Origin of the sequence: Streptomyces sp. 796.1, from assembly GCF_047525675.1 — a bacterium.
Lineage (GTDB): Bacteria > Actinomycetota > Actinomycetes > Streptomycetales > Streptomycetaceae > Streptomyces.
In genome coordinates this window covers 80,561-103,208 of sequence record NZ_JBLIWA010000025.1, presented here as the reverse complement: position 1 = coordinate 103,208, position 22,648 = coordinate 80,561, and the positions used below count along the sequence as shown (strand labels likewise).

General features: G+C 72.7%; 21 protein-coding genes and 1 pseudogene. 12 read left to right on the top strand and 10 right to left on the bottom strand.

Going from position 1 to position 22,648, the window contains the following annotated elements:
- Nucleotides 1-38: 38 nt before the first annotated feature.
- Complete coding sequence (mce, locus tag ACMA1D_RS18620; protein WP_349992846.1) at nucleotides 39-479, bottom strand: methylmalonyl-CoA epimerase; 441 nt, start codon at nucleotides 477-479, stop codon at nucleotides 39-41.
- A gap of 141 nt (nucleotides 480-620) precedes the next feature.
- Between mce and ACMA1D_RS18615 the strand changes: the two genes are divergently transcribed.
- Both ACMA1D_RS18615 and meaB read left to right on the top strand, forming a co-directional pair.
- On the top strand, nucleotides 621-1,823 hold the full coding sequence (locus tag ACMA1D_RS18615) for an acetyl-CoA C-acetyltransferase (RefSeq protein WP_414725125.1): 1,203 nt from the start codon (nucleotides 621-623) through the stop codon (nucleotides 1,821-1,823).
- A gap of 74 nt (nucleotides 1,824-1,897) precedes the next feature.
- On the top strand, nucleotides 1,898-2,854 hold the full coding sequence (gene meaB, locus ACMA1D_RS18610; RefSeq protein WP_414725124.1) for a methylmalonyl Co-A mutase-associated GTPase MeaB: 957 nt from the start codon (nucleotides 1,898-1,900) through the stop codon (nucleotides 2,852-2,854).
- 621 nt (nucleotides 2,855-3,475) lie between these two features.
- Here meaB and ACMA1D_RS18605 read toward each other — a convergent pair.
- The gene (locus tag ACMA1D_RS18605; protein ID WP_414725123.1) at nucleotides 3,476-4,294 is read right to left on the bottom strand and encodes a PepSY domain-containing protein; all 819 of its coding nucleotides are present in this window, start codon (nucleotides 4,292-4,294) and stop codon (nucleotides 3,476-3,478) included.
- A 134-nt stretch (nucleotides 4,295-4,428) separates the two neighbouring features.
- Here ACMA1D_RS18605 and ACMA1D_RS18600 point away from each other — a divergent pair, with 134 nt between their 5' ends.
- A complete protein-coding gene (locus tag ACMA1D_RS18600; RefSeq protein WP_414725122.1) occupies nucleotides 4,429-5,091 on the top strand; it encodes a response regulator transcription factor in 663 nt (220 codons plus the stop codon).
- Nucleotides 5,084-6,796 carry a sensor histidine kinase gene (locus ACMA1D_RS18595; protein ID WP_414725121.1) on the top strand — a complete coding sequence of 571 codons (1,713 nt, stop codon included), beginning with the start codon at nucleotides 5,084-5,086 and terminating at the stop codon, nucleotides 6,794-6,796. The genes ACMA1D_RS18600 and ACMA1D_RS18595 overlap by 8 nt, the downstream gene beginning before the upstream one ends.
- Nucleotides 6,797-7,082: 286 nt before the next feature.
- Here the strand turns inward: ACMA1D_RS18595 and ACMA1D_RS18590 are convergent, their stop codons facing one another.
- From ACMA1D_RS18590 to ACMA1D_RS18575, 4 genes are all read right to left on the bottom strand, one after another.
- Entirely contained in the window at nucleotides 7,083-7,559 is a 477-nt protein-coding gene (locus ACMA1D_RS18590) for a MarR family winged helix-turn-helix transcriptional regulator (protein ID WP_414725120.1), read from the bottom strand.
- Nucleotides 7,560-7,649: 90 nt separating this feature from the next.
- Entirely contained in the window at nucleotides 7,650-8,348 is a 699-nt protein-coding gene (locus tag ACMA1D_RS18585) for an AIM24 family protein (RefSeq protein WP_349996893.1), read from the bottom strand.
- On the bottom strand, nucleotides 8,345-8,995 hold the full coding sequence (locus tag ACMA1D_RS18580; RefSeq protein WP_414725119.1) for an AIM24 family protein: 651 nt from the start codon (nucleotides 8,993-8,995) through the stop codon (nucleotides 8,345-8,347). The genes ACMA1D_RS18585 and ACMA1D_RS18580 overlap by 4 nt, the downstream gene beginning before the upstream one ends.
- Nucleotides 8,995-9,633, bottom strand: coding sequence for an AIM24 family protein (locus ACMA1D_RS18575; protein WP_414725118.1), 639 nt, complete (start codon nucleotides 9,631-9,633; stop codon nucleotides 8,995-8,997). The genes ACMA1D_RS18580 and ACMA1D_RS18575 overlap by 1 nt, the downstream gene beginning before the upstream one ends.
- Nucleotides 9,634-9,822: 189 nt before the next feature.
- On the opposite strand from ACMA1D_RS18575, the gene ACMA1D_RS18570 reads away from it, so the two are divergent.
- Nucleotides 9,823-10,167: a DUF3817 domain-containing protein gene (locus ACMA1D_RS18570; protein ID WP_414725117.1), complete on the top strand. Its 345-nt coding sequence runs from the start codon at nucleotides 9,823-9,825 to the stop codon at nucleotides 10,165-10,167.
- Nucleotides 10,164-10,460, top strand: a complete 297-nt coding sequence (locus ACMA1D_RS18565) for an MTH1187 family thiamine-binding protein (RefSeq protein ID WP_414725116.1) — start codon at nucleotides 10,164-10,166, stop codon at nucleotides 10,458-10,460. The genes ACMA1D_RS18570 and ACMA1D_RS18565 overlap by 4 nt, the downstream gene beginning before the upstream one ends.
- 177 nt (nucleotides 10,461-10,637) lie before the next feature.
- Here the strand turns inward: ACMA1D_RS18565 and ACMA1D_RS18560 are convergent, their stop codons facing one another.
- Entirely contained in the window at nucleotides 10,638-10,871 is a 234-nt protein-coding gene (locus ACMA1D_RS18560; protein WP_414725115.1) for a hypothetical protein, read from the bottom strand.
- 446 nt (nucleotides 10,872-11,317) lie between these two features.
- Between ACMA1D_RS18560 and ACMA1D_RS18555 the strand changes: the two genes are divergently transcribed.
- The 4 genes from ACMA1D_RS18555 (at nucleotide 11,318) to ACMA1D_RS18540 (ending at nucleotide 15,938) form a co-directional block, all read left to right on the top strand.
- Entirely contained in the window at nucleotides 11,318-12,553 is a 1,236-nt protein-coding gene (locus ACMA1D_RS18555; RefSeq protein ID WP_414725114.1) for an alpha/beta hydrolase family protein, read from the top strand.
- Nucleotides 12,554-12,754: 201 nt separating this feature from the next.
- Nucleotides 12,755-13,315, top strand: coding sequence for a MarR family winged helix-turn-helix transcriptional regulator (locus ACMA1D_RS18550; RefSeq protein ID WP_414725113.1), 561 nt, complete (start codon nucleotides 12,755-12,757; stop codon nucleotides 13,313-13,315).
- 80 nt (nucleotides 13,316-13,395) lie between these two features.
- Nucleotides 13,396-13,725 carry a DUF3817 domain-containing protein gene (locus tag ACMA1D_RS18545; protein ID WP_349993339.1) on the top strand — a complete coding sequence of 110 codons (330 nt, stop codon included), beginning with the start codon at nucleotides 13,396-13,398 and terminating at the stop codon, nucleotides 13,723-13,725.
- A 512-nt stretch (nucleotides 13,726-14,237) separates the two neighbouring features.
- Nucleotides 14,238-15,938, top strand: coding sequence for a methylmalonyl-CoA mutase (locus ACMA1D_RS18540; RefSeq protein ID WP_414725112.1), 1,701 nt, complete (start codon nucleotides 14,238-14,240; stop codon nucleotides 15,936-15,938).
- Nucleotides 15,939-16,047: 109 nt separating this feature from the next.
- Here ACMA1D_RS18540 and ACMA1D_RS18535 read toward each other — a convergent pair whose 3' ends face one another.
- The 3 genes and pseudogenes from ACMA1D_RS18535 to ACMA1D_RS18525 form a co-directional block, all read right to left on the bottom strand.
- Nucleotides 16,048-17,343, bottom strand: coding sequence for an alpha/beta hydrolase (locus ACMA1D_RS18535; RefSeq protein ID WP_414725111.1), 1,296 nt, complete (start codon nucleotides 17,341-17,343; stop codon nucleotides 16,048-16,050).
- Nucleotides 17,344-17,579: 236 nt separating this feature from the next.
- A complete protein-coding gene (locus tag ACMA1D_RS18530; RefSeq protein WP_414725110.1) occupies nucleotides 17,580-18,872 on the bottom strand; it encodes an alpha/beta hydrolase in 1,293 nt (430 codons plus the stop codon).
- A gap of 525 nt (nucleotides 18,873-19,397) precedes the next feature.
- Nucleotides 19,398-20,030, bottom strand: a pseudogene (locus ACMA1D_RS18525) (TetR/AcrR family transcriptional regulator); the annotation flags it as partial.
- Nucleotides 20,031-20,412: 382 nt separating this feature from the next.
- Between ACMA1D_RS18525 and ACMA1D_RS18520 the strand changes: the two are divergent.
- Together ACMA1D_RS18520 and ACMA1D_RS18515 are read left to right on the top strand one after the other, a co-directional pair.
- Complete coding sequence (locus tag ACMA1D_RS18520; protein WP_414725109.1) at nucleotides 20,413-21,378, top strand: tetratricopeptide repeat protein; 966 nt, start codon at nucleotides 20,413-20,415, stop codon at nucleotides 21,376-21,378.
- A gap of 617 nt (nucleotides 21,379-21,995) precedes the next feature.
- The gene (locus ACMA1D_RS18515) at nucleotides 21,996-22,616 is read left to right on the top strand and encodes a DUF6230 family protein (RefSeq protein ID WP_414725108.1); all 621 of its coding nucleotides are present in this window, start codon (nucleotides 21,996-21,998) and stop codon (nucleotides 22,614-22,616) included.
- Nucleotides 22,617-22,648: the final 32 nt, after the last annotated feature.

Here is a 22,648-nt window from a genome sequence, read left to right as displayed (position 1 = left end):
GGCCGAGCTTGCACTCTACCGGCCGGGGGAGGGGTGAGTCAGTGTTCGGTCTGGTCGGGGGAGGCGGAGGTGACCAGTTCGGTGAGCACGCCGTGGCAGTCCTTGGGGTGCAGGAAGGTGATCCGCGAGTCCATCGAGCCGCGCCGGGGCTGCTCGTACAGGACCCGTACGCCCTTGTCGCGGATGGCCGCGGCGTCCCCGTCCACGTCGGCGGTGCCGAACGCGATGTGGTGCACGCCCTCGCCGTTCTTGGCCATCCACTTGCCCACCGCCGAGTCCTCCCGGATCGGTTCGAGCAACTGGAGGTAGGAGGCGCCGCCGTCGGAGGTCTCGTTGATCTTGAGCATCGCCTCGCGCACCCCCTGCTCCTCGTTGACCTCGGAGTGGAACACCTCGAAGCCGTAGGTGGCACGGTAGAACTCAACGGTCTTGTCGAGGTCGAAGCAGGCGATCCCGATGTGGTCGATTCTCGTCAGCATGCCCCCAGTGCACCGCCGGCACGGCCGGTCACGCAACGTGCGCGCGATCACATCCTCGGGCCGGTGACCTGTCGCGCACCCCTCAGTACATTGACGGATAACCCTCGTTAACATCCCTGACGCTTCCGAAGGGGCCGCACCATGACTGGTACGACCGGCACTACCTCTGTGATCGTGGCGGGCGCCCGTACGCCCATGGGCCGGCTGCTCGGCTCGCTGCGCAGCTTCTCCGGAGCCGACCTCGGCGGGTTCGCCATCAAGGCCGCGCTCGACCGCGCCGGCATCGGCGGTGACCAGGTGCAATACGTGATCATGGGGCAGGTGTTGCAGGCCGGCGCCGGGCAGATCCCGGCCCGCCAGGCGGCCGTCAAGGCCGGCATTCCGATGAGCGTGCCGGCGCTGACCGTCAACAAGGTCTGCCTCTCCGGCCTCGACGCGATCGCCCTGGCCGACCAGCTCATCCGCGCCGGCGAGTTCGACATCGTCGTCGCCGGCGGCCAGGAATCGATGACCAACGCGCCGCACCTGCTCCCCGGCTCCCGTGAGGGATTCAAGTACGGGGCCGTTCACATGCTGGACTCCATGGCGCACGACGGGCTGACCGACGCCTACGAGAACATCCCCATGGGCGAGTCCACCGAGAAGCACAACAGCCGGCTCGGCATCGGCCGCGCCGCTCAGGACGAGATCGCCGCCCTCTCCCACCAGCGGGCCGCAGCCGCGCAGAAGAACGGCCTGTTCGAGGCCGAGATCACGCCGGTGGAGATCCCGCAGCGCAAGGGCGAGCCGGTCGTCTTCAGCCAGGACGAGGGCATCCGCGCCGACACCACCGTGGAGGGCCTGGCCAAGCTGCGCCCGGCGTTCACCAAGGACGGCACGATCACCGCCGGCACCTCCTCGCAGATCTCCGACGGCGCCGCCGCCGTGGTCGTCATGAGCCGCGCCAAGGCCGAGGAACTGGGCCTGGAGTGGATCGCCGAGATCGGCGCGCACGGCAACGTCGCAGGCCCCGACAACGCGCTCCAGTCGCAGCCCTCCAACGCGATCAACCACGCGCTCGGCAAGGAGGGCCTCGACGTCGCGGACCTCGATCTGATCGAGATCAACGAGGCGTTCGCGGCCGTTGCCTTCCAGTCAATGAAGGACCTCGGCGTATCCGCGGAAAAGGTGAACGTCAACGGCGGTGCCATCGCGCTCGGCCACCCCATCGGCATGTCGGGCGCCCGGCTGGTGCTGCACCTGGCCCTGGAGCTCAAGCGGCGCGGCGGCGGCGTCGGGGCTGCGGCGCTGTGCGGCGGCGGCGGTCAGGGCGACGCGCTGATCGTGCGGGTGCCCAAGAAGTAGCCGGCCCGCGCCCCCGCCACCGGCCCGATCGGCCGGCCGGCCCGTACGAGCAGAAGCAGAAGGAGAGCGGCACGATGGTGGACGTCCCCGGCCTGGTGGAGCAGGCGAGGCAGGGCAAGCCGCGCGCGGTGGCCCGGCTGATCTCGCTGGTGGAGGGGGCGTCCCCGCAGCTCCGCGCGGTGATGGCGGCGCTGGCGCCGTTGACCGGCCGGGCCTACGTGGTGGGCCTGACCGGCTCGCCCGGCGTCGGCAAGTCCACCTCCACCTCGGCGCTGATCACCGCGTACCGCAAGATCGGCAAGCGGGTCGGGGTGCTGGCCGTGGACCCCTCGTCGCCGTTCTCCGGCGGCGCGCTGCTGGGGGACCGGGTGCGGATGGGCGACCACGCCTCCGACCCCGGCGTCTACATCCGCTCCATGGCCACCCGCGGCCACCTCGGCGGCCTGGCCTGGTCCGCGCCGCAGGCCATCCGGGTGCTGGACGCGGCCGGCTGCGACGTGGTGCTGGTGGAGACGGTGGGCGTGGGCCAGTCCGAGGTGGAGATCGCCTCGCAGGCCGACACCAGCGTGGTGCTGCTCGCGCCCGGCATGGGCGACGGCATCCAGGCGGCGAAGGCCGGCATCCTGGAGATCGGCGACGTGTACGTGGTCAACAAGGCCGACCGGGACGGCGCGGACGCCACCGCCCGCGAGCTCAACCACATGCTCGGCCTCGGCGAGGCGCGGGCGGCCGGCGACTGGCGGCCCCCGATCGTGAAGACCGTCGCCGCCCGGGCGCAGGGCGTGGACGAGGTCGTGGAGGCGCTGGAGAAGCACCGGGCGTGGATGGAGGAGCGCGGCGTGCTCGCCGAACGCCGCCGCGAGCGGGCCGCCCGCGAGGTCGAGACGATCGCGGTGACGGCGCTGCGCGAGCGGATCGGCGACCTCAGCGGCGACCGCAGGCTCAGCGCCCTGGCCGAGCAGATCGTGGCCGGCGCCCTCGACCCGTACGCGGCGGCGGACGAACTGGTGGCCGGCCTCACGGAGGGCTGAGCCGGGCCGCGACTAGCCCGGCCGGGCCCGGGTCGGTTCGCGGCGCGGCGTGGTGCGTTCGGCCGTAGTGCGCGCCGCACCGGGGGGCGCTGGCCCGCCACCGCACTGCGGTTGGGGGCGCCCGGCGGCCCCCGCGTCCCGTGGGCGGGCGCCGAGCGCCTGCGGCTGCTGGGGCCGGGCGCCGGCCGGGGCGGCGCAGGCTCCCCGGGGGCCGGGCCGGGGGGGCCGCAGCCATCGGCGGCCGGCAGCGCGACTGCGGGGCGCGGGTCGTGCGGTCTGTGGGCGGGCCGATGGGCGTGCACGGCCGTACGGGTACGGGACACGGCCCCGCCCCCCACCGTCGTACGCCGCCTACCCGTACGCCCCTGGCCGGGGCCGCCGGCGGCCGTACGCCAACGGACGTACGGGTACGGGCGATGCCCCGCACCCCACAGACGTACGCCCGCGGGGGCCGGCCGCCCAACGGCCCGATCGTTGGCGACCAGCGACCAGCGACCAGCGACCAGTCGAGCCGCCAACCAGCTCAACCGTCGCCCGTCAGCCACCCCCACCGACAGCCACCCCGCCCACCCGCCGCCGGTCCTCCTCGCGGTCCTCGCCGGGTGTCGCCGCGGGGCGGCGTCAGTCGTCGTCGTGGTCGTCGTCCGCGTGCCACGTCACCTTGCCCGATGACAGGTCCACGCTGAGCTCGCGGTCCTTGCCGTCCTTGCCGAGGACGTCCACGTCCCAGCCGGTGGGCAGACCGTCGTCCAGGTCCACCGAGATCACCACGCCCTGCGTGGTGCGCAGGGCCTCCCGGACGGCGTCGGTCGCGGAGACCGTGGTCGCCTTCAGGGCGCGCTTCAGTTCGGCGGCGTCGTCCTCGTGGGCGCGGTGGTCCCGCAGCACCTTCCCGTTGTCGGCGGCCACCTCCAGGTCGTACCAGTGGCCGTCCCTGCCGAGCACGTCCACGTCCCACACCGCGCGGCCGGCCTCCGCGTCCAGGTCGATCGAGACCACGGTCCCGGGCCTGGCCCGCAGCGCCGCGTCGATCGCCGCACCCACCGAGAGGGTCGCGCCCCGCAGCGCGCGGTCCTCGGCGTCGTCGCCGCGGTCGCCCTGGTCCGTACGGTCGCCGTCCCGGTCGTCGTCCCAGCCGTCCGTGTCGCCGCGCCACCGCTTCAGGTCATCGGCCAGCCCGTCGGTGTCGCCGCGCTCGGGCCGGTCGTCGTCGGCGTCATCCGCCGCCCGGTCCTCGCCCCCACCCCTGACCTCGGCCTTCGCCCCGTCCTTCGAGCCGTCCGCGGCTGCGTCATCGCCCACCCGGCCGGAGCGGTCGGCGGCGACCCGGGTGCCGGAGGTGCCGCCGTCGCCGCCGTCGGTGAAGGCCACGGCCGATGCCGTGCCGCCGCCGATGAGGACCGCAGCGGCGATGCTGGCGATCGCGATCTTGCGCTTCATGAGGTTTCCTCCCAGGTGCCACCCGTGCCGGTGCCGGCCCGTCGCTTGACGCCACCCACGCTTGCGCAGCGACGCTGAAGGGAAGCTGAAGACGGCTGAAGGACTCTTCAGCTTCGGTTTGCGAGGCTGTGCGCATGCGCCTGTTGATCGTGGAGGACGAGAGGCGGCTCGCCCTGTCGCTGGCCAAGGGGCTGGCGGCGGAGGGGTTCGCCGTGGACGTGGTGCACGACGGGACCAGCGGGCTGCACCGGGCCGGCGAGGGCGCGTACGACCTGGTCGTGCTCGACATCATGCTGCCCGGCATGAACGGGTACGCGGTCTGCGCCGCGCTGCGCGCCGCCGGCAACGAGGTGCCGATCCTGATGCTCACCGCCAAGGACGGCGAGTACGACGAGGCCGAGGGCCTGGACACCGGCGCCGACGACTACCTGACGAAGCCGTTCTCGTACGTGGTGCTGCTGGCCCGGGTGCGGGCGCTGCTGCGCCGGCGCGGCCCCGGCGCATCGCCGGTGCTGCGGGTGGGCGCGCTGTCGGTGGACCGCGGCACCCGCCGGGTGCTGCGGTCCGGCGTCGACGTCACGCTGACCGCGCGGGAGTTCTCCGTGCTCGAACAACTGGCGCTGCGTGCCGGCGAGGTGGTCTCCAAGGCGGAGGTCCTGGAGCACGTGTGGGACTTCGCGTACGAGGGCGACCCGAACATCGTCGAGGTCTACGTCAGCGCCCTGCGCCGCAAGCTGGGCCCCGACCTGATCGAGACGGTGCGCGGCGCCGGGTACCGGTTGGTGGACCGTGGCTAGCGCGCTGCGTCTTGCGCTCGGTTCGGTACGGGCCAGGGCCGCGGTCGGGTCCACCGCGGTAGTCGCGCTGGCGCTGGTGCTGGCCGGCCTCGCGGTGCTCGCCGTCCTGCGCGAGAACCTGCGCGAGCAGGCCGACCTCCAGGCCGACCTGCGGGCCCGGCAGGTCGCCGCGCGGCTTGCGACCGGCGCCGGGCTGGAGCTCGACGAGGACCCGCCGGTGCAGGTGGTGGACGAGGACGGGCGGGTACGGGCGGTCAGCGAGGACCTCACCCGGATCACCGGGACCGGCCACGGGAGCGTCGAGGTCGCCGCGCCGCTGACGCGCCGCACCGCGGCCCCCGACCGGGACGGGGACGGCACGGGCGAGGACCCCGCGGACGAGGGCCGCGACGGAGGCCGCGACGAGGGCCGTGACGAGGACCGCGACGACGATGGTGACGGCGGCGTCGGCGAAGCCGCCCGCGAGGCCGCCGAAGAGGCCATCGAGCGGGCCGCGAAGGAAGCGGCCGATGCCATCGAGCGCGGCGATGACCTGCCCAGGCTGTGGCCGGGACAGGGCGAGATCCACGACGAGACCACGCACCACCAGGGCTCGGCCACGGTGGACGGCGAGCGCCGCGACTACCGGTTCGCCGCCGTGCGCGTCACCACCCCGGGCGACGAGTCGCTGACCGTGTACGCCGGCGCCCCGCTGGACACCGAGCGGGACGCGGTCGGCACCGTACGGCGGGCGATGCTGGTCGGGCTGCCGGTGCTGCTCGTCGTGGTGGCGACGGTGACCTGGCTGGTGACCCGGCGCGCGCTGCGCCCGGTGGAGGACATCCGGCGCGAGATGGCGGCCATCACGGCGAGCACCGACCTGTCCCGGCGGGTGCCCGAGCCGCAGGCCAGGGACGAGGTGGCGCGGCTCGCGGTGACCACCAACCAGACGCTGGCCGCACTTGAGGGCGCCGTCGAGCGCCAGCGCCGCTTCGTCGCCGACGCCTCGCACGAGCTCCGCAGCCCCATCGCCAGCCTGCGCACCCAGCTCGAAGTGGGCGTCGCGCACCCCGAACTCCTGGACCCCGAAGGCACCGTCGCCGATGTGGTGCGGCTCCAGCACCTCGCCGCCGACCTGCTGCTGCTCGCCCGGCTCGACGCGGGCGAGCGGCCCGCGCCCGTCCTCCTGCCGCTGGCCCCGCTGATCCGCGCGGAGTTGGCGCAGCGCACCGGCGACCGGATCGCGGTGCGCGTCGAGGAACTGGCCGACGTCCAGATCAGCGGCTCGCGTTCGCAACTGGCCAGGGTGCTCGGCAATCTGCTGGACAACGCGCAGCGGCACGCGGCGCACACGGTCACGGTGGCGCTGCGGCGGGAGGGTGCGGAGCGGGCCGGGTCCTCGGCGACGCCCGGTGCCGCGGTCGTCGGCCGGGCACCGGGTTCCCCCGCCGGCTGGGCGGTGCTGACCGTCACCGACGACGGGGTCGGCGTGCCGGAGGCCGAGCGGGAGCGGATCTTCGAGCGGTTCGTCCGGCTGGACGACGCGCGCAGCCGCGACGACGGGGGAGCCGGCCTCGGCCTCGCCATCGCCCGCGACGTGGTGGTGCGGTACGGCGGCGCGCTCACGGTGCGGGACGCGCCGGGCGGCGGCGCCTGCTTCGTGGTGCGGCTACCGTGCGCCGCACCGCCGGCACCGAAGGGGCCTGCGGGGCCTGCCGGCGGGTGAGCCCCGTGCGGCCTGCGGGGCGCTGAGCGTACGGGCCGGCGGGCGGTGTGGGCTGGCCGGTACGGCGGGTGGGCGGTGCGCGTGCGCGGGCCGGTGCGGGTGCGTTAGCCGGGGCCTGCGGCGGTACGGGCCGGGGGCGCCCGTCGGGGCCGACTGAGTCTTCGGCCTCGGCGGGCGCCGGTCGGGTCCAGCGCGGGGGCGCCACCCGGGATAGCCCTGTGCAGTCGGGTGCCGCCCTGTTCAGCCCAGCCCAGGCCAGACCAGCCCCAGACCAGGAAAGTGCTGGTCAGCCGGTCTTGCGGCGGGTGCGCAGGTGGTCGGCGACGGGGGCGAGTGCGGTGTGCAGCGCGTCGATGCCCTGGGCGCCCAGCAGGTCGATGAAGTGCTGCCGCACCGAGGCGACGTGGTGCGGGGCGACCTCGCGCATGGTCTCCCAACCGCGGTCGGTGAGCACCGCGTACAGCCCGCGGCGGTCCGACTCGCAGTTCTCGCGCCGGACCAGGCCCGCGTTCTCCATGCGGGTGATCTGGTGGGACAGGCGGCTCTTGGACTGCAAGGTGGCGGCGGCGAGGTCGCTCATCCGCATCTTGTGGTCCGCGGACTCGGAGAGGTTCACCAGGATCTCGTAGTCGTTGTTCGTCAGGCCGAACGGCTGGAGGTCCCGTTCGAGCTGGTGCATGAGCAGACGACTGACGTCCAGGTGCGCGCGCCAGGCGCGCTGTTCCTCGTCGCTGAGCCAGTTGGTGCCGTTCTCGGTCTCCATGTGAGCGATTCTACCTAGAGAAGTTGAATTCTGAACCAATGGATCTATGCGGCTGCTTGAGGTCACGCGTTCGACGTTACACTCCGCAGGCTATCGATCACGAACCGGTACCCCTGCCTGGTCGGGGGAGGCGCCGGTGGCGATCTCGGCCATCAGTTGCTCGGTCGACTGGAGGAGCACGGTGCCCGCTCCCACGAACTCAAACTGGTGCTCCTCGCCCGAGGTTCCGCCGAATCCCGTGTGCGCCCTGATGCCACCCAAAAAGCCCTGGAGGTACGCGTGGTCGTAGTGGTGGCAGGGCGAGGGGCAGTCGGCCCAGCCCACCAGCGCCTGCGGGTCCACCCGCAGCGGCGGCTCCATGAAGACCACCGGACCGTTGGACGCGGCCACGAAGGTCCCGGTGCCGATCAGCGTCAGGAAGCCGGGCACGATCGACTGCTTCAACGACAGGGAGGGCTGGAAGGCCAGCAGATTGCCGGACCTGATCGTCAGGTTGCCGTCGTCCAGGTCGTACGAATTGACGTCGAAGGCCCGGTCGGCCAGCACCATCTTGCCCCGCCCCTCGGCCACCACCCAGTCCGCCGCGTGCAGGGGGGAGTGGAAGCTGCGGGCGATCAGCCGGTCGAGCCGGCCGAGCCCCACGCCGTGGAAGTCGATGTCGCCGTAGTAGGCGATCATCTTGCCCTTCTGGAGGAACCACTGGCCGTCCAAGGCGACGCTGAACGCGTACGCGTTGACGTTGTCGCTGGCGGGCAGCGAGTGCGCGTCGAAGACGACGGGGCCGGTCATAGCTTCTCCTCGGACGCCTGGACGTACACGGTTCCGGTGCCGGACAGGACGAGTTGGAAGCCCTCGCCCGAGCCACGGCCGACGAGTTCGCGCCAGCCGATGGCGGTGGTGAGCTTGTTGCGGACCTGGCCGCGGTGGGCGACGTACGCCTGCGGGTCGACGTGGATGTCGCGGCCCGGCGCGATCGGCAGCTCGATCACCCCGCCGTGCGCCATCACCGCCACCGAGCCGTGCCCCTCCAACGTGGTGGTGAACAGGCCCTGCCCGGTCACCTGGCCGCGCACCATGCCCATCACGCCGCCCTGCGAACCCATGAACATCGTCCCCTGCCGCAGCGTCCCGTCGAACGCCAGCAGCCGGTCGGCCTCCACGTACAGCGTCTCGCCGGTCAGGTCCACCACGTGCACGTGGTGGCCGCCGTGCCCGAACAGCACCGAGCCGCTGCCCTTCACCGTCATCAGCGGCGTCGCCTCGTTCGCCACCCGGCGGCCGATCATCGACATCACCCCGCCCTGCCCGCCGGTGATGCTGGGCGTGAACGACACCTCGCCGCGGTAGGCGAGCATCGCGCCGCGCTGGCTGAACATGGTCTGCCCGGGCATGACCGCGGCCTCCACCATCCGCGAGTTGAGCACCTTGAACGGCATCAGACCTCACCCCCGACCGTGTTGCGCTCGCTGGGCTGCACGTACACCAGGCCCTCGCCCTCGAAGCGGATCTGGAACGCCTCGCCCGAACCCTCGCCTATGAAGCTGCGGAAGTTCACGCCCGACTGGAAGTGCTGCTGGAGGTGGCCGGTGTGGGCGACGTACGCGCCCGGGTCGACCCGCAGCGGGTAGTCGGGCGTCACCCGCAGCACGACCGCCTGCCCGTCCGAGACCAGCGCGGCCTGGCCGCTGCCCTCCACGGTGGTGGTGAACAGGCCGTTGCCCTGCGAGGCGCCGCGCAGCCCGGTGAAGGTGGTGCCGGTGCGCAGCGCGCCGTCGGTGCACAGCAGGTTGCTGGCCTCCACGTACAGCTTCTCGCCGTGCAGCGTGACCAGGTTGATCTCGCTGGCCCGGTCGGCGAAGTAGCAGGTGCCCTGCCCCTTGACCTCCATGACCTCCATCTGTTCGCCGGTGAGCCGCCGGGTGACCATGCCCCGTAGACCCTCCCCACCGCCGGTCTTCTTCTTGAAGGTCATCTCGCCGTCGTACGCCACCATCGAGCCCTTCTTGGCCTTGACGGTGTCGCCGGTCAGATCGACGGCGAGGACCTTGCTCCCCTGGAGCCGAAAGTGAGCCACGGCCCGACGCTATCGCCCAGCGCCCGGCGTCGGACAGATCCTGACCGATCGCCGGACAGCGGACCCCCGAGCAGTGATCGTCCAGGTAACTGTCACAATGGCAGAGCTTGTGAAGGCGGGCACAAGGGGTGTCCGCGCCCGCCGCCGCAACACGGTCCTCCCGCCTCCTCAACCCCTGAAGGTGCCCCCGTGGACATCAAGACCGCCTCCGCCCTGCGCCGGCTCCGCCTGGTCTCCGCGCCGGAGGCCATCTCCTTCCTGATCCTCATCCTCTGCTCGGTCCTCAAGCGCACCACGGACTTCAACGCGGTGCCGGTCATGGGCATGGTGCACGGCGTGCTGTTCGTGCTGTACGTGATCTTCTGGGCCGACTCCTGGAGCCGCACCCGCTGGTCGCTGCGCACCGCAGCCCTGTACTTCGTCCTGTCCGTGCTGCCCACCGGCGGCTTCTTCGCCGAGCGCAAGCTCAAGCGCGAGGCGGAGGCCGGGGTCATCGCCGCCAGGGCCCGCAAGGAAGGCATCGTCAACGCATGATCGTCGCCTTCTCCGTCACCCCGCTCGGCGTCGGTGAGGACGTCGGTTCCTATGTCGCCGACGCCGTGCGCGTGGTCCGCGAGTCGGGCCTGCCGCACCGCACCGACGCCATGTTCACCTCGATCGAGGGCGAGTGGGACGAGGTCATGGACGTCGTCAAGCGCGCCGTCGCGGCGGTCGAGGCCCGCGCCCCGCGGGTCAGCCTGGTCCTCAAGGCCGACATCAGGCCCGGCGTGGTGGACGGCCTGACCTCCAAGGTGGAGACCGTCGAGCGACACCTGGCTGACGGCTGACGGCTCCCCACTGACGGCTCTGCCCCGGCCGGCACGGATGCGGCCGGGGCGGAACTCTGCCGGATGAACCCTGGCCCGGGCGGGGCGGATCTAGACCGAGCTGCCCGGTCTCCGGCGGGACAGACCGAGACGGAGCCGCCCGCCGTGGTGCGTCCGCCCCCCCCGCCGCCCGCGGGCTCACTGCGCGCCGCGGCGCCAGGCGTCGAGCGTGGGGTCGAGTTCCGATTCGTACTCCCCGGTTCCCCGGCAGTGCTTGCAGGTGCCGGCCCGGCCGACGGTCAGCGTGTCGTTGCCGAAGGGGTCGACGCCCGGTGCGTACGCGTACATGTGGTGCACGGTGCCGGTCCCGTGGCACCACGGGCACTTCGTGCCGGTGGGTTCGGCGTCGGGGGCGTAGTCGCGGTCGTTCATCGGGACCGCCCCTGCGCCAGGCCCTGGCGCGGGCACGCGCCCCAGGTGTCCGGGGTGGGGGCCTGCTCGCCCTGCGTCTCACTCTGGTACTGCACGATCACCCCTCGTCCGTGGTGGGAAGAGCAGACCCGCGTCCCTGAGCGTGGCCCTTCCCGCGCGATGTTCCGGTCCCGCACTCGCTGCCCGTCCCCTCCCCTTCGGTCACCGGCAGGCGCGGCGCCCCTCATGATGTCCCGGCCCGACCCCGCCCGGCGGCGAGGCGGTGGTAAGCGGTGGTAATCAGCCCACCGGACGGACGGTGCGGACCGGGTACGAGCCGGGCGGCTCCGGCCCCCCGCGGGCGCCCCCGCCGGCTCCCGGCCGGCCCCCGACCGCCCCGCAACGGGCCGCGACATACGACCTGAGGATGAGGTAAGGGCCACCTAACGTGGCCTAGGGTCGCGGCCATGAACAAGATCACTCGCGGTCTGACGACCACGCTCGTGACCCTGGCCATCGCCGTGCCGGCCACCCTCACCAGCACGGCGGTGGCCGACCCGCGGGGTCCGGCGGCGACCGACCGGGCCGACCTCGCCCCCGGGGCGCACGTCGCCGGCGGGACGGGGGACGCCAAGGGCGTCACGCTGCGCCTGCCGCGGCCGACCGGCGCGCACGCCGTCGGCCGTGACGTGCTGCACCTGGTGGACGAGGACCGCAAGGACCCGTGGGTGCCCACCGCCGACCGCGAGTTGATGGTCTCCCTCTACTACCCGGCGGCCCCCGGCACCGGCCACCGGGCCGGCTACCAGACCGAGGCCGAGTCCAAGGCCCTGCTCGACGCCCAGGGCGAGGTCGGCAAGTTGTTGACGCCCCGGGAGCTCAGCAGCACCCGCACCAACGCCCGCGCGGGCGCCCGCCCGCTGCGCGCCGGCGGCCCGTACCCGCTGGTGGTGCTCTCGCCCGGGTACACCATGCAGCGCTCCTCGCTCACCGTGCTGGCCGAGGAGCTCGCCAGCCGCGGCTACGTGGTGGCCAGCGTGGACCACGCGTACGAGTCGGGCGGCTCCAGCTTCCCCGGCGGGCGGCTGCTCGACTGCGTCTCCTGTGAACAGGTGCTGCCGACCGAGGAGTTGCGCCGGGTCTCCGACGGCCGGGCGAAGGACGTGTCCTTCCTGCTCGACGAGTTGACCGGGCCGCGGGCCACCTGGCGGCACGCCAAGCTGATCGACTCCTCCCGCATCGGCATGGCAGGCCACTCCATCGGCGGCGCGGGCACCGCGGCGACCATGGCGGCCGACCCGCGGGTGCGAGCCGGGGTCAACCTGGACGGCACTTTCTTCACGCCGGTGCCGGGCGGCGGTCTGGGCGGCCGGCCGTTCCTGATGATCAGCAGCGACATGGCGCTGATGCCGCCGGACCTGGACGACACCTCCTGGCAGGACGCCTGGCAGCGGCTCGACGGCTGGAAGCGCTGGCTGTCCGTGCGCACCGCGGGCCACCTCAGCTTCACCGACTGGCCGGTGCTGGCCGAGCAACTGGGCTACCAGGACCCGGCGATCCCGCTCTCGGGCACCCGCTCGCAGCAGATCACCCGCGGCTATGTGGGCGCCTTCTTCGACCAGCACCTGCGCGGGGTGCCGCAGCCGCTGCTGGACGCCGAGAGCCCGGCCAACCCGGAGGTCGTCTTCGAGAAGAAGGGCTGAGCCGTGCCGCCTCCGGTGCCCCCGCCGGCCACTGGCGGGCGGCGCCGGACGCGTACCGGACGGTGCGCGGGCGGCGTACGGGACGGCCCGTGCGGCGTACGAGAGGGGCCGCGTTCGGCCCCGCGCCGGGGCGAGTGGGAAATGCGGCCGAACTCTGAGACGGGGCTGACCAGCATATGACTGGCGGATAGGGTCGGTGCCGTGGCCAAACCGCTCAGTCTCCCCTTCGATCCCATCGCCCGGGCCGACGAACTCTGGCAGCAGCGCTGGGGACCCGCGCCGGCGATGGCCGCCATCACCTCGATCATGCGCGCCCAGCAGATCCTGCTCGGGCAGTTGGACGCGACCGTCAAGCCGTACGGGCTGACCTTCGCCCGGTACGAGGCGCTGGTGCTGCTCACCTTCAGCAAATCCGGTGAACTGCCCATGTCGAAGATCGGCGAACGGTTGATGGTCCACCCGACCTCGGTCACCAACACGGTGGACCGGCTCGTCAAGTCGGGCCTGGTGGCCAAGCGGCCCAACCCCAACGACGGGCGGGGCACCCTCGCCTCCATCACGGACCAGGGGCGCGAGGTGGTGGAGGCCGCGACGAAGGACCTGATGGACATCGGCTTCGGACTCGGCACCTACGGCGCCGAGCAGTGCGAGGAGGTCTTCGACCTGCTGCGCCCGCTGCGGGTGGCGGCCGGCGACTTCGACGACGCGGCTGCCGCGGCCGACGGCCCGCCCGCCGGGCCGCCTGTTGCGGGCGCTTCGTAGTGCACGCCTCGTAGCGCAGCGGCGAGCGGCGCGCAGGGCCGGCCAAGATCCGTACGGAACGGGCCGTTACGCTCGTATCCATGAAGCGAAGCGTGTTGACCCGCTACCGGGTGATGGCCTACATCACCGCCGTGATGCTGCTGGTGCTCTGCACCTCCATGATCTTCAAGTACGGCTTCGACAAGGGCGCCGACGCGACCCTGGTCATCTCGCAGATCCACGGCGTGCTGTTCATCATCTACCTGATCTTCGCCTTCGACCTGGGCCAGAAGGCCAGGTGGCCGTTTGGCAAGCTGCTGTGGGTGCTGGTCTCCGGCACCATCCCGACGGCCGCGTTCTTCGTGGAGCGCAAGGTCGTCCAGGAGGTCGAGCCGCTGATCACCGCGGAGACCGAGCCCGCCAACGCCTGAGCGCCGGCCCGGACCGCGCCCCGGCTCCGGGGCCCGCGTCCGCTCGGCGCCGCCCCGCAGCCCCGGCTGCCGCGCGACACGTGCGTACGACGCGTGACGCACAGCGGGGGACGTACGACGCAGGGCGCACCACGCATCACGTACGACGTGTGACGTGCCACCCCTCTCGTCCGCCGGGTGGGCCACGGCGCGCGGTGGGGGCGGCCCGCGGTGCGGGCGATCCGGCGGACGGCGGGGGCCCGCTTCGCCCCGGTCGGCCGCTGGTGCCGCCGGACGATGCCGCTGAGGGCGGCGTTCGCGCAGGTCACGGCAGTGAGCGCGACAAATGAAGAGCTTGACGGAGGGGCGTGCCGCGGCGCGCCCCTCCGTGTCGTCCGGGGCCGGGGCGGGCCGGGCCCCGGCGGTGCGGGCGCCGCGGCGGCCGGCCACCTGGCGGGGCCGGGGCGGGGTGTGGGCCATGTGACGCGGCCAGCCATCGACAATTACTAGGACGTCCAAGTAAATTTGCTGGCATGGACGCCGAAGGCATTGAGGACGGCCGCCGTCGCTGGCAGGCCCGGTTCGACGCGGCACGCAAGCGTGACGCCGACTTCACCACGCTCTCCGGAGACCCCGTCGAGCCGGTGTACGGCCCCGCCCCCGGTGACACCGTCGCCGGTTTCGAACGCATCGGTTGGCCCGGTGAGTACCCCTTCACCCGTGGCCTGCACCCGACCGGCTACCGCGGTCGGACCTGGACCATCCGCCAGTTCGCGGGCTTCGGCAACGCCGAGCAGACCAACGAGCGCTACAAGATGATCCTCGCGGCGGGCGGCGGCGGCCTCTCGGTCGCCTTCGACATGCCGACCCTGATGGGCCGCGACTCCGACGACGAGCGCTCGCTCGGCGAGGTCGGGCACTGCGGCGTGGCCATCGACTCGGCCGCCGACATGGAAGTCCTGTTCAAGGACATCCCGCTCGGCGACGTCACCACCTCGATGACGATCAGCGGGCCCGCGGTGCCGGTGTTCTGCATGTACCTGGTCGCGGCCGAGCGGCAGGGCGTCGACCCCGGCGTCCTCAACGGCACGCTCCAGACGGACATCTTCAAGGAGTACATCGCGCAGAAGGAGTGGCTGTTCCCGCCGCAGCCGCACCTGCGCCTGATCGGCGACCTGATGGAGCACTGCGCCGAGCGCATCCCCGCCTACAAGCCGCTCTCCGTCTCCGGCTACCACATCCGCGAGGCCGGGGCGACGGCCGCGCAGGAGCTCGCGTACACGCTCGCCGACGGCTTCGGCTACGTCGAGCTCGGCCTCTCCCGCGGCCTCGACGTGAACACCTTCGCCCCGGGCCTGTCCTTCTTCTTCGACGCCCACCTGGACTTCTTCGAGGAGATCGCCAAGTTCCGCGCGGCCCGCCGGATCTGGGCCCGCTGGATGCGCGACGTGTACGGGGCGACGTCCGACAAGGCCCAGTGGCTGCGCTTCCACACCCAGACCGCCGGCGTCTCGCTGACCGCGCAGCAGCCGTACAACAACGTGGTGCGCACCGCGGTCGAGGCGCTGTCCGCGGTGCTCGGCGGCACCAACTCGCTGCACACCAACGCGCTGGACGAGACCCTCGCGCTCCCCAGCGAGCAGGCCGCGGAGATCGCGCTGCGCACCCAGCAGGTGCTGATGGAGGAGACCGGCGTCGCCAACGTGGCCGACCCGCTCGGCGGCTCCTGGTACGTGGAGGCGCTGACCGACCGGATCGAGGCCGACGCCGAGAAGATCTTCGAGCAGATCAAGGAGCGCGGCCTGCGGGCGGTGCCCGACGGGCAGCACCCGATCGGCCCGATCACCTCCGGCATCCTGCGCGGCATCGAGGACGGCTGGTTCACCGGCGAGATCGCCGAATCCGCCTTCCAGTACCAGCAGTCCCTGGAGAAGGGCGACAAGCGCGTCGTCGGCGTCAACGTCCACCACGGCTCGGTCACCGGCGACCTGGAGATCCTGCGGGTCAGCCACGAGGTCGAGCGGGAGCAGGTGCGCTCGCTCGCGGACCGCAAGAGCCGGCGCGACGACGCCGTGGTGCGCACCGCGCTGGACGCGATGCTCGCCGCCGCGCGCGACGGCTCCAACATGATCGAGCCCATGCTCACCGCGGTCCGCGCCGAGGCCACCCTAGGTGAGATCTGCGGCGTGCTGCGCGAGGAGTGGGGCGGCTGGACGGAGCCGATCGGCTTCTGACCGGCTCCCGCACCGCACGACCCATGACGCACGGCGGTCCGCGCCCCCCGGGGTGCGCGGACCGCCTTCGTGCGTACGCCGCCGGTGCCCGACGTCCGCAGCCGGTGCCTCACCCCAGGCGCGCGTACCAGTTGGCGTTCTGGCCGATCGCCCGCAAGTAGGTGTCGCCGTGGTCCAGGTCGCCGTGGTCGATCACCTTGGCGCGCACGCCGCGCTCGGCCAACATCCCGGCGCACGAGGTGGCGTTGCCGATCGGCACGTCGCGGTCGCCGGTGGAGGTGTGCAGCCGCACCGGCACCCGCGGCTGCCACTCGCACGCCCCGTCGTTGCGCGCGATGACCTCGGCCAGCTTGCCGGTGGGGTGCTTGAGCCGCGTGGCCCACTCGTCGGTCAGCAGCGCCTTGATGTTCGGCGCGAGCCCCCGCGCGATCTCCTCCTCGGTGTGGTCGTTGTCGAAGAGCGCCTCGATGGTGCTGGCGTACGGCTCCCGGTAGACCTCGCGCGGGTCCCCGTACAGGTGGTGCAGCCGGTTCTGGGCGGTGAGGAAGTACGAGAGGTAGTAGACGGCCGAACCGTCCTCGATGCGGCCGTCGAAGAGGGCCGGTAGCTCCTGGCCCGCGATGTCGTACGGGCCGGCCACCGGAGCCAGCGAGCGCAGCCTGAAGTGCCGGTCGGCGCCGCGGGCCAGCTCCTTGCCGACCGCCATGGCGACCTGCCCGCCCTGCGAGAAGCCCGTCACGTGCACGTCGCGGGTGAGGGTGCGGCCGTGCTGGGTGGCGGCGGTGCGGGCAGCGCGCAGCGCGTCGATCGACGCGGTCACCGAGGACGCGGTGTCCACGTACGGATGGGTGCCGGGCCCGGTGCCAAGGCCCAGGTAGTCGGGGGCGACGGCGGCCCGCCCGCCGGAGGCGTACAGCCAGGCGCCCAGGGTGGAGTAGTCGCCGCCGGTGGAGGGCGCGCCGCCGCGGTAGCCGGTGGTGCCGTGGTGCTCGGCCACCGTGGCCAGGCGCTTGGCGCCGCCGTCGGGCAGGACGAAGAGGGCGGACGCGGTGGTGGGCTGCCCGGTGGGGGAGACGGTCGCGTAGGTCAGGCGGTACGCGGCGATGCCGTACCGCACCGAGTCGGCGTCGGTGCCGTTGGCCCGGACGACCTCGGCGACCTTCTCCCGGGACACCTGCTGGAGCGGGGTCACCGAGAGCAGCGTGCCGCGGGCCCGGTCGGTGGGGCGGGCGGTGTCGGCGGCGGACGGGTGCGGGCCAGCGGGGGCGTTCGGGGTGCTCGGGGCGGACGGCGCGGGCGGCGCGGCCAGGGCCGGGGCGGCGCACACGGCGGTCAGCAGCGCGGTGGCCAGGGCGGTCAGCCCGACGCTGGTACGGGCGGTGAACCGGCTCTCACGTGAGGTCATGCCTTGATCGTTGAGCACGCCGGCCCCGGCCACCATCGGGTGCGTCCCCCTCTTGGGGGTGGGTTTCCCCGTAGGGGAATCCGGGGGCAGACCGCACCCGCCGGGGGTTGACCCGGAGCGGCTGCGGGTGCGGTCTGCGGTGGTGGGGCGCGGAGTTGTGGGGTGCGCACCCGTGGGGGCGGGTGGTGTGCGGGGGAGTGCGGGCGCGCGGTGCGGCGCCGGCTGCGGGCGGGGGCTCAGCCGTGGCGGGCCAACCACCGTGCGTTGTCGGCGATCGCGGCCCGGTACGCGCCGAAGTGCGGGACCTGGCCGTGGTCGATGACCTCGGCGCGGGCGCCGTGCTCGGCGAGGGCCGCGACGCAGGAGGTGGTGTTGCCGATGGGCACGTCGCGGTCGCCGGCGGCGGTGTGCAGGCGCACCGGGACGCGCGGGCGCCAGTCGCAGGTGGTGTCGTTGCGCGCGACCACATCGGCCAGCTTGCCGGTCGGGTGCTTGAGCCGCTCGATCCACTCGTCGGTCAGCAACTCCTGCACGGTGGGCGCAAGCCCCCGGGCCACCTCCTCCTCGGTGTGGTCGTTGTTCAGCAGCTCCTCCACCCGGTCCGCGTACGGCTGCCGGAACACCTCGCGCGGGTCCCCGTACAGGTGGTGCAGCTTGTTCTGCGCGGTGAGGAAGTACGAGAGGTAGAAGACCGCCGAGACCTGGTCGACGCGGCCGTCGAAGATGGCAGGCAACTCCTGGCCGCCGATGTCGTACGGGCCGCTGACCGGCGTGAGCGAGCGCAGCCTGAAGTGCCGGTCGGCGCCGCGGGCCAGCTCCTTGCCGACCGCCATGGCGACCTGCCCGCCCTGCGAGAAGCCCGTCACGTGCACGTCGCCGGTGAGCGCGCGGCCGAGCCTGGCGGTGGCGGTGCGGGCGGCGCGCAGCGCGTCGATCGACGCGGTCACCGAGGACGCGGTGTCCATGTACGGGTGGGTGCCGGGGCCGGTGCCGAGCCCCAGGTAGTCGGGGGCGACGACGGCCCGCCCGCCCGAGCCGTACAGCAGCGCCCCGAGGTCGGTGGCGTTGTCCCCGGTGGAGGGCGCGTCCTCGCGGTAGACGGTGGTGCCGTGCATCTCGGCCACGGTGGTCAGCCGGTGCCCGCCGCCCTCCGGCAGGACCAGCAGCGCGGACGCGGTGGTGGGACGGCCGGTGGGGGTGCGGGTGGCGTAGTCCAGCCGGTACGAGGCGACGCCGTGGCGTACCGCGCTCACGTCCACGCCGGCGTCCGCCAGCGTCCGGCTGACCTCGTCCCGGGAGAGCCGGGGGAGCGGGGTGATCGAGTGCAGGGTGCCGCGGCCGGCGTGGGCCGCGGTGGTGGTGCCGGTCGCGGCGGTCGCGTCCGCGGCGCGCTGCGGCGCCGGGCCGGGGGCGGCGAGCGCCGGCGTCGCGCAGACGGCGAGCAGCACGGCGGCGGCGGTCACGGTGGTACGGCGGCGGGCGCGGATCGGCCCCGCCGTGCCGGCAGTTGAGGTGTGGTGTCGGCTCATGTGCTCATCCTCGCCCGGCGCCGCGCGGCGCGGCAGCCGGTTACCAGCCCGCCGCGCGGGTGCCTCACGAGCACCGTCACCCTGGGGAAATCCCCACCCCGACGGGGGGCTTGGGCCCTGTGGGGCTCTTCTTTTCCTGGGGAGCTGGGGAGCTGGGGAGCTGGGGAGCTGGGGAGCGCTGGGGGCTGGGGGAGGCGGGGCCTTATGGGGCTCGTGGCCCCCAGCTTCTTCTTGGGGGCTGGGGCTGTGGGTGGTTCAGATACCGGTGCGGCACGGGTGGCGTGGGCGGTGCGGGAGCCGCGGGCCCGTCGTGGCGGGCCGTCAGCCCTCGCCCGGGCCCGCCGTGGCGGGCCGTCAGTCGCCGTCCGCGGGGCGGGCCGACACGGGGCGGCGGCCGTCGGCCCCGTTCCCGGACCCGGCACCGTTCCCCTTCCCGTTCTTGGCCCCGGGCCCGGCTCCGTTCCCGATCCCGGCCCCGGACTCGGATGCGGCACTGGCCGCGGCCACCGCATCCCCCTCAGGCCCGGCCCCCACGCTCGCCCGCACCCCCGTGACCACCAGCGTGCTGAAGGTCGCGGCCCACTCCGCGTCCACCGGTTCCGCGCTGACCAGGGCGCGGTGCACCACCGTGCCCGCGATCAGATCGAAGATCAGGTCGGCCTGGCGGGCGGCGACCGAGGCGTCCTCGTCGAGCGGGAGTTCACCGCGGGCCTGGGCGCGTTCCCGGCCGAGCAGCACCAGCCGCTTCTGCCGTTCGACGATGGCGTACCGGATGCGGTCCCGCAGCGCCTCGTCCCTGGTGGCCTCGGCGACCACCGCCATCAGCGCGGTCTGCGTCTCCGGCCGCTCAAGCAGCGCGGCGAACTGGAGCACCACGCCCTCCACGTCGGCGTACAGGCTGCCCCGGTCGGGCAGTTCCAGGTGCTCGTCGAAGAGGTCCGCCACCGCGTCCACGACCAGTTCGTTCTTCCCCGCCCACCGGCGGTACAGGGTGGTCTTGGCGACCCCGGCCCGGGCGGCGACGTCGCTCAGCGTCAGCTTTCCCCAACCCAGTTCGACCAGCGCGGCACGGGTGGCGTCCAGGATCGCCCGGTCTGCCTCCGTGCTGCGGGGCCGACCGGTCCGGCCGGTGCTGCGGCGGTGCGTGGGACACGGCATGCGGGCGACCTTACCCCCGGGTAACCAAAAGAAGGTGGAGCGTCGTGAGCGAGATCACGAACCGTATCCTCCCAGCATCTTGTGGGCCGCCCGGGACCGGCAGTTACGCTACGACCCGTATCGAAAGAGTGGCAGCCACGCTCCGCGGCCACGTCGGCTGACCAGCTTTGACCAGGGTGGATTCCGGTCGGAGCGAGGTCCAGGGACGCGGCCGGCAGACTTCTCGGCGCCGGGTGGGGACCCGGCGCCGGCACCCGGCCCTTCGGGGTCACGCCGGGCCCCGCCCGCGCTCCGCACACCGGCGGCGCGTCTTCGAGGGGCCCGGTGCACGCATCGCACGAAGCGTTTTCCGATCGCCGCGCGGAAAGGAGAGGATGTACTCATGCAGCCACGGAATTTGCCCATGGGAGTAGTCGACCTCGCCGCGGTCAAGGCGGCCGGGGAAGCCAAGCAGAAGGCGGAGCAGGCACGGGCCCAGCAGGCGGCCCAGGGGGGCGCGGCCCCCGGCTCCGTGCGACTGGTGCTCGACGTCGGCGAGGCCGACTTCCAGCAGGAGGTCCTCCAGCGCTCCACCGAGGTCCCCGTCGTCATCGACTTCTGGGCCGAGTGGTGTGAGCCGTGCAAGCAGCTCAGCCCGATCCTGGAGCGGCTCACCCGGGAGTACGCGGGCCGGATCGTGCTCGCCAAGATCGACGTCGAGGCGAACCAGGCGCTGTTCCAGCAGTTCGGGGTGCAGGGCATTCCGGCCGTCTTCGCGGTGGTCGCCGGCCAGCCGGTGCCGCTGTTCCAGGGCGCGGCCCCCGAAGCGCAGGTCAGGCAGGTCTTCGACCAGCTCATCCAGGCCGCCGAGCAGCAGTTCGGCATCGTCGGGCTCACGGTGGACCCGGATGCGATCGCCGAGGGCGCCGAGGAGACCGAGCAGCCCCCGGGCCCGTACGACGCGGCGCTCTCCGCCGCGCACCAGGCGCTGGACGCGGGCGATCTGGCCGGCGCCGAGCAGGCGTACCGGAACGTGCTCACCGACGACCCGAACAACGCGGAGGCCAAGCTCGGCCTCGCGCAGACCCAGTTGCTCGGCCGGGTGCAGGGGCTGGACGCGCAGCAGGTGCGCAAGGCCGCGGCCGACGGGCCGACCGACGTGCCGGCCCAGCTCGCGGCGGCCGACCTCGATCTGGTCGGCGGTCACGTGGACGACGCCTTCGGGCGGCTGGTGGACCTCGTGAAGCGGACCTTCGGGGACGATCGGGAGGCGGCCCGGGTGCGGCTCCTCGAACTCTTCGAGGTGATCGGCGCCGATGACCTCCGCGTCGTCGCCGCCCGCAGCGCCCTGGCCCGCGTGCTGTTCTAGCCCCGCGGCCGACCTCAGGTCCGGCCCCGCATATTCACACCTTGGACACACCTCGATCCAAACGAAGCAGCGGTCGCGCTTTACCAAAACTTGGTAAACGCGACCGCTGTTACTCGTAGTAAGTGGACCGCGGATGTATGTCCTTCTTTGGTGCGGCATATCCGTTACTTTCCGACCAGTTGCCGGCGACCCTCGGTGTGCGGCCGATATCGGCCAGCGCCGGTTCGGTTATCCGCGCGTTACTCGCAAGTAATGAACCCCTTGTGTCGACGCCGTGGATGGACCACGATCGGCCAAGCTCGGTCCATTCCCACAGCACGGCAGCCAGTCGGGGCTGGGGGGTCGTGGGTCCCCACCGAGCGGGTCGGCGGCAGGTGGGCCGGCTTCTGGACAGGGGGGTCTCTGCCCACCGCGGCAGGGCCTGTCCGGCAAGGTCGCGCGCCCAGCGCGGCAGTGGTTGTCGCTCGGGGGTGATCGCCGGTGATCCGGGTGCACCCTGCCCGGCGCGGGCGCTCTCCTTCCCGAGGACGTAGCACTTCTCCCATCTCAGACCAGACCGCTCCGGTCACAGCGGGCGGCCTGGCTCCGGAGATGTACGTCCGAGAAGGAGGAAAGTCATGGAGTCCCTGGCTCGTGGCGGGACTAGATGGAAGCGGTTCGCCGTCGTCATGGTGCCGAGCGTCGCTGCGACGGCCGCCATTGGCGTGGCCCTCTCGCAGGGGGCGCTGGCCGCTTCGTTCAGCGTCTCCGGTCAGCAGTTCAAGGTCACCGCCGGAGAGCTCGACGGTAGGGGGTTCGTCCAGTACGGCGCGATCGACACACAGCGCGGGGGCAAGAAGATCCCCGTCGCCGTGTCGGCCTTCGATAGCGCCACGATCAAGAACCTCTGCCAGTCCGTCGTCATCCCGGTCCCACTCTTCGGCGACGTGTCGCTGAAGCTGTCGGCCGGTACGAAGGCGGGCAACCCGGTGAAGGCCAAGAACCTCTACATCGATCTCGACCAGTTGAACGCCGATGCGACGTTCACTGACATCAACATCGGTGTGGCGGCCGGAGATACGAAGTACGGCCCTGGCGTCAAGAAGGGCGACGCTGCGGACCTCGGTTCGTTCGCCCAGGAAGCCGACAGGGCGCAATTGAAGGATGTCAAGCAGACCGCCTGGGCGACCAGCGCGGGCACCTTCAAGCTCTCGGGCCTGTCGATGAACGTGCAAAAGGGCAAGCACGAGTGCTACTGAGGCACTGAGGCGGGTGGGGGGCATCGCCCCTC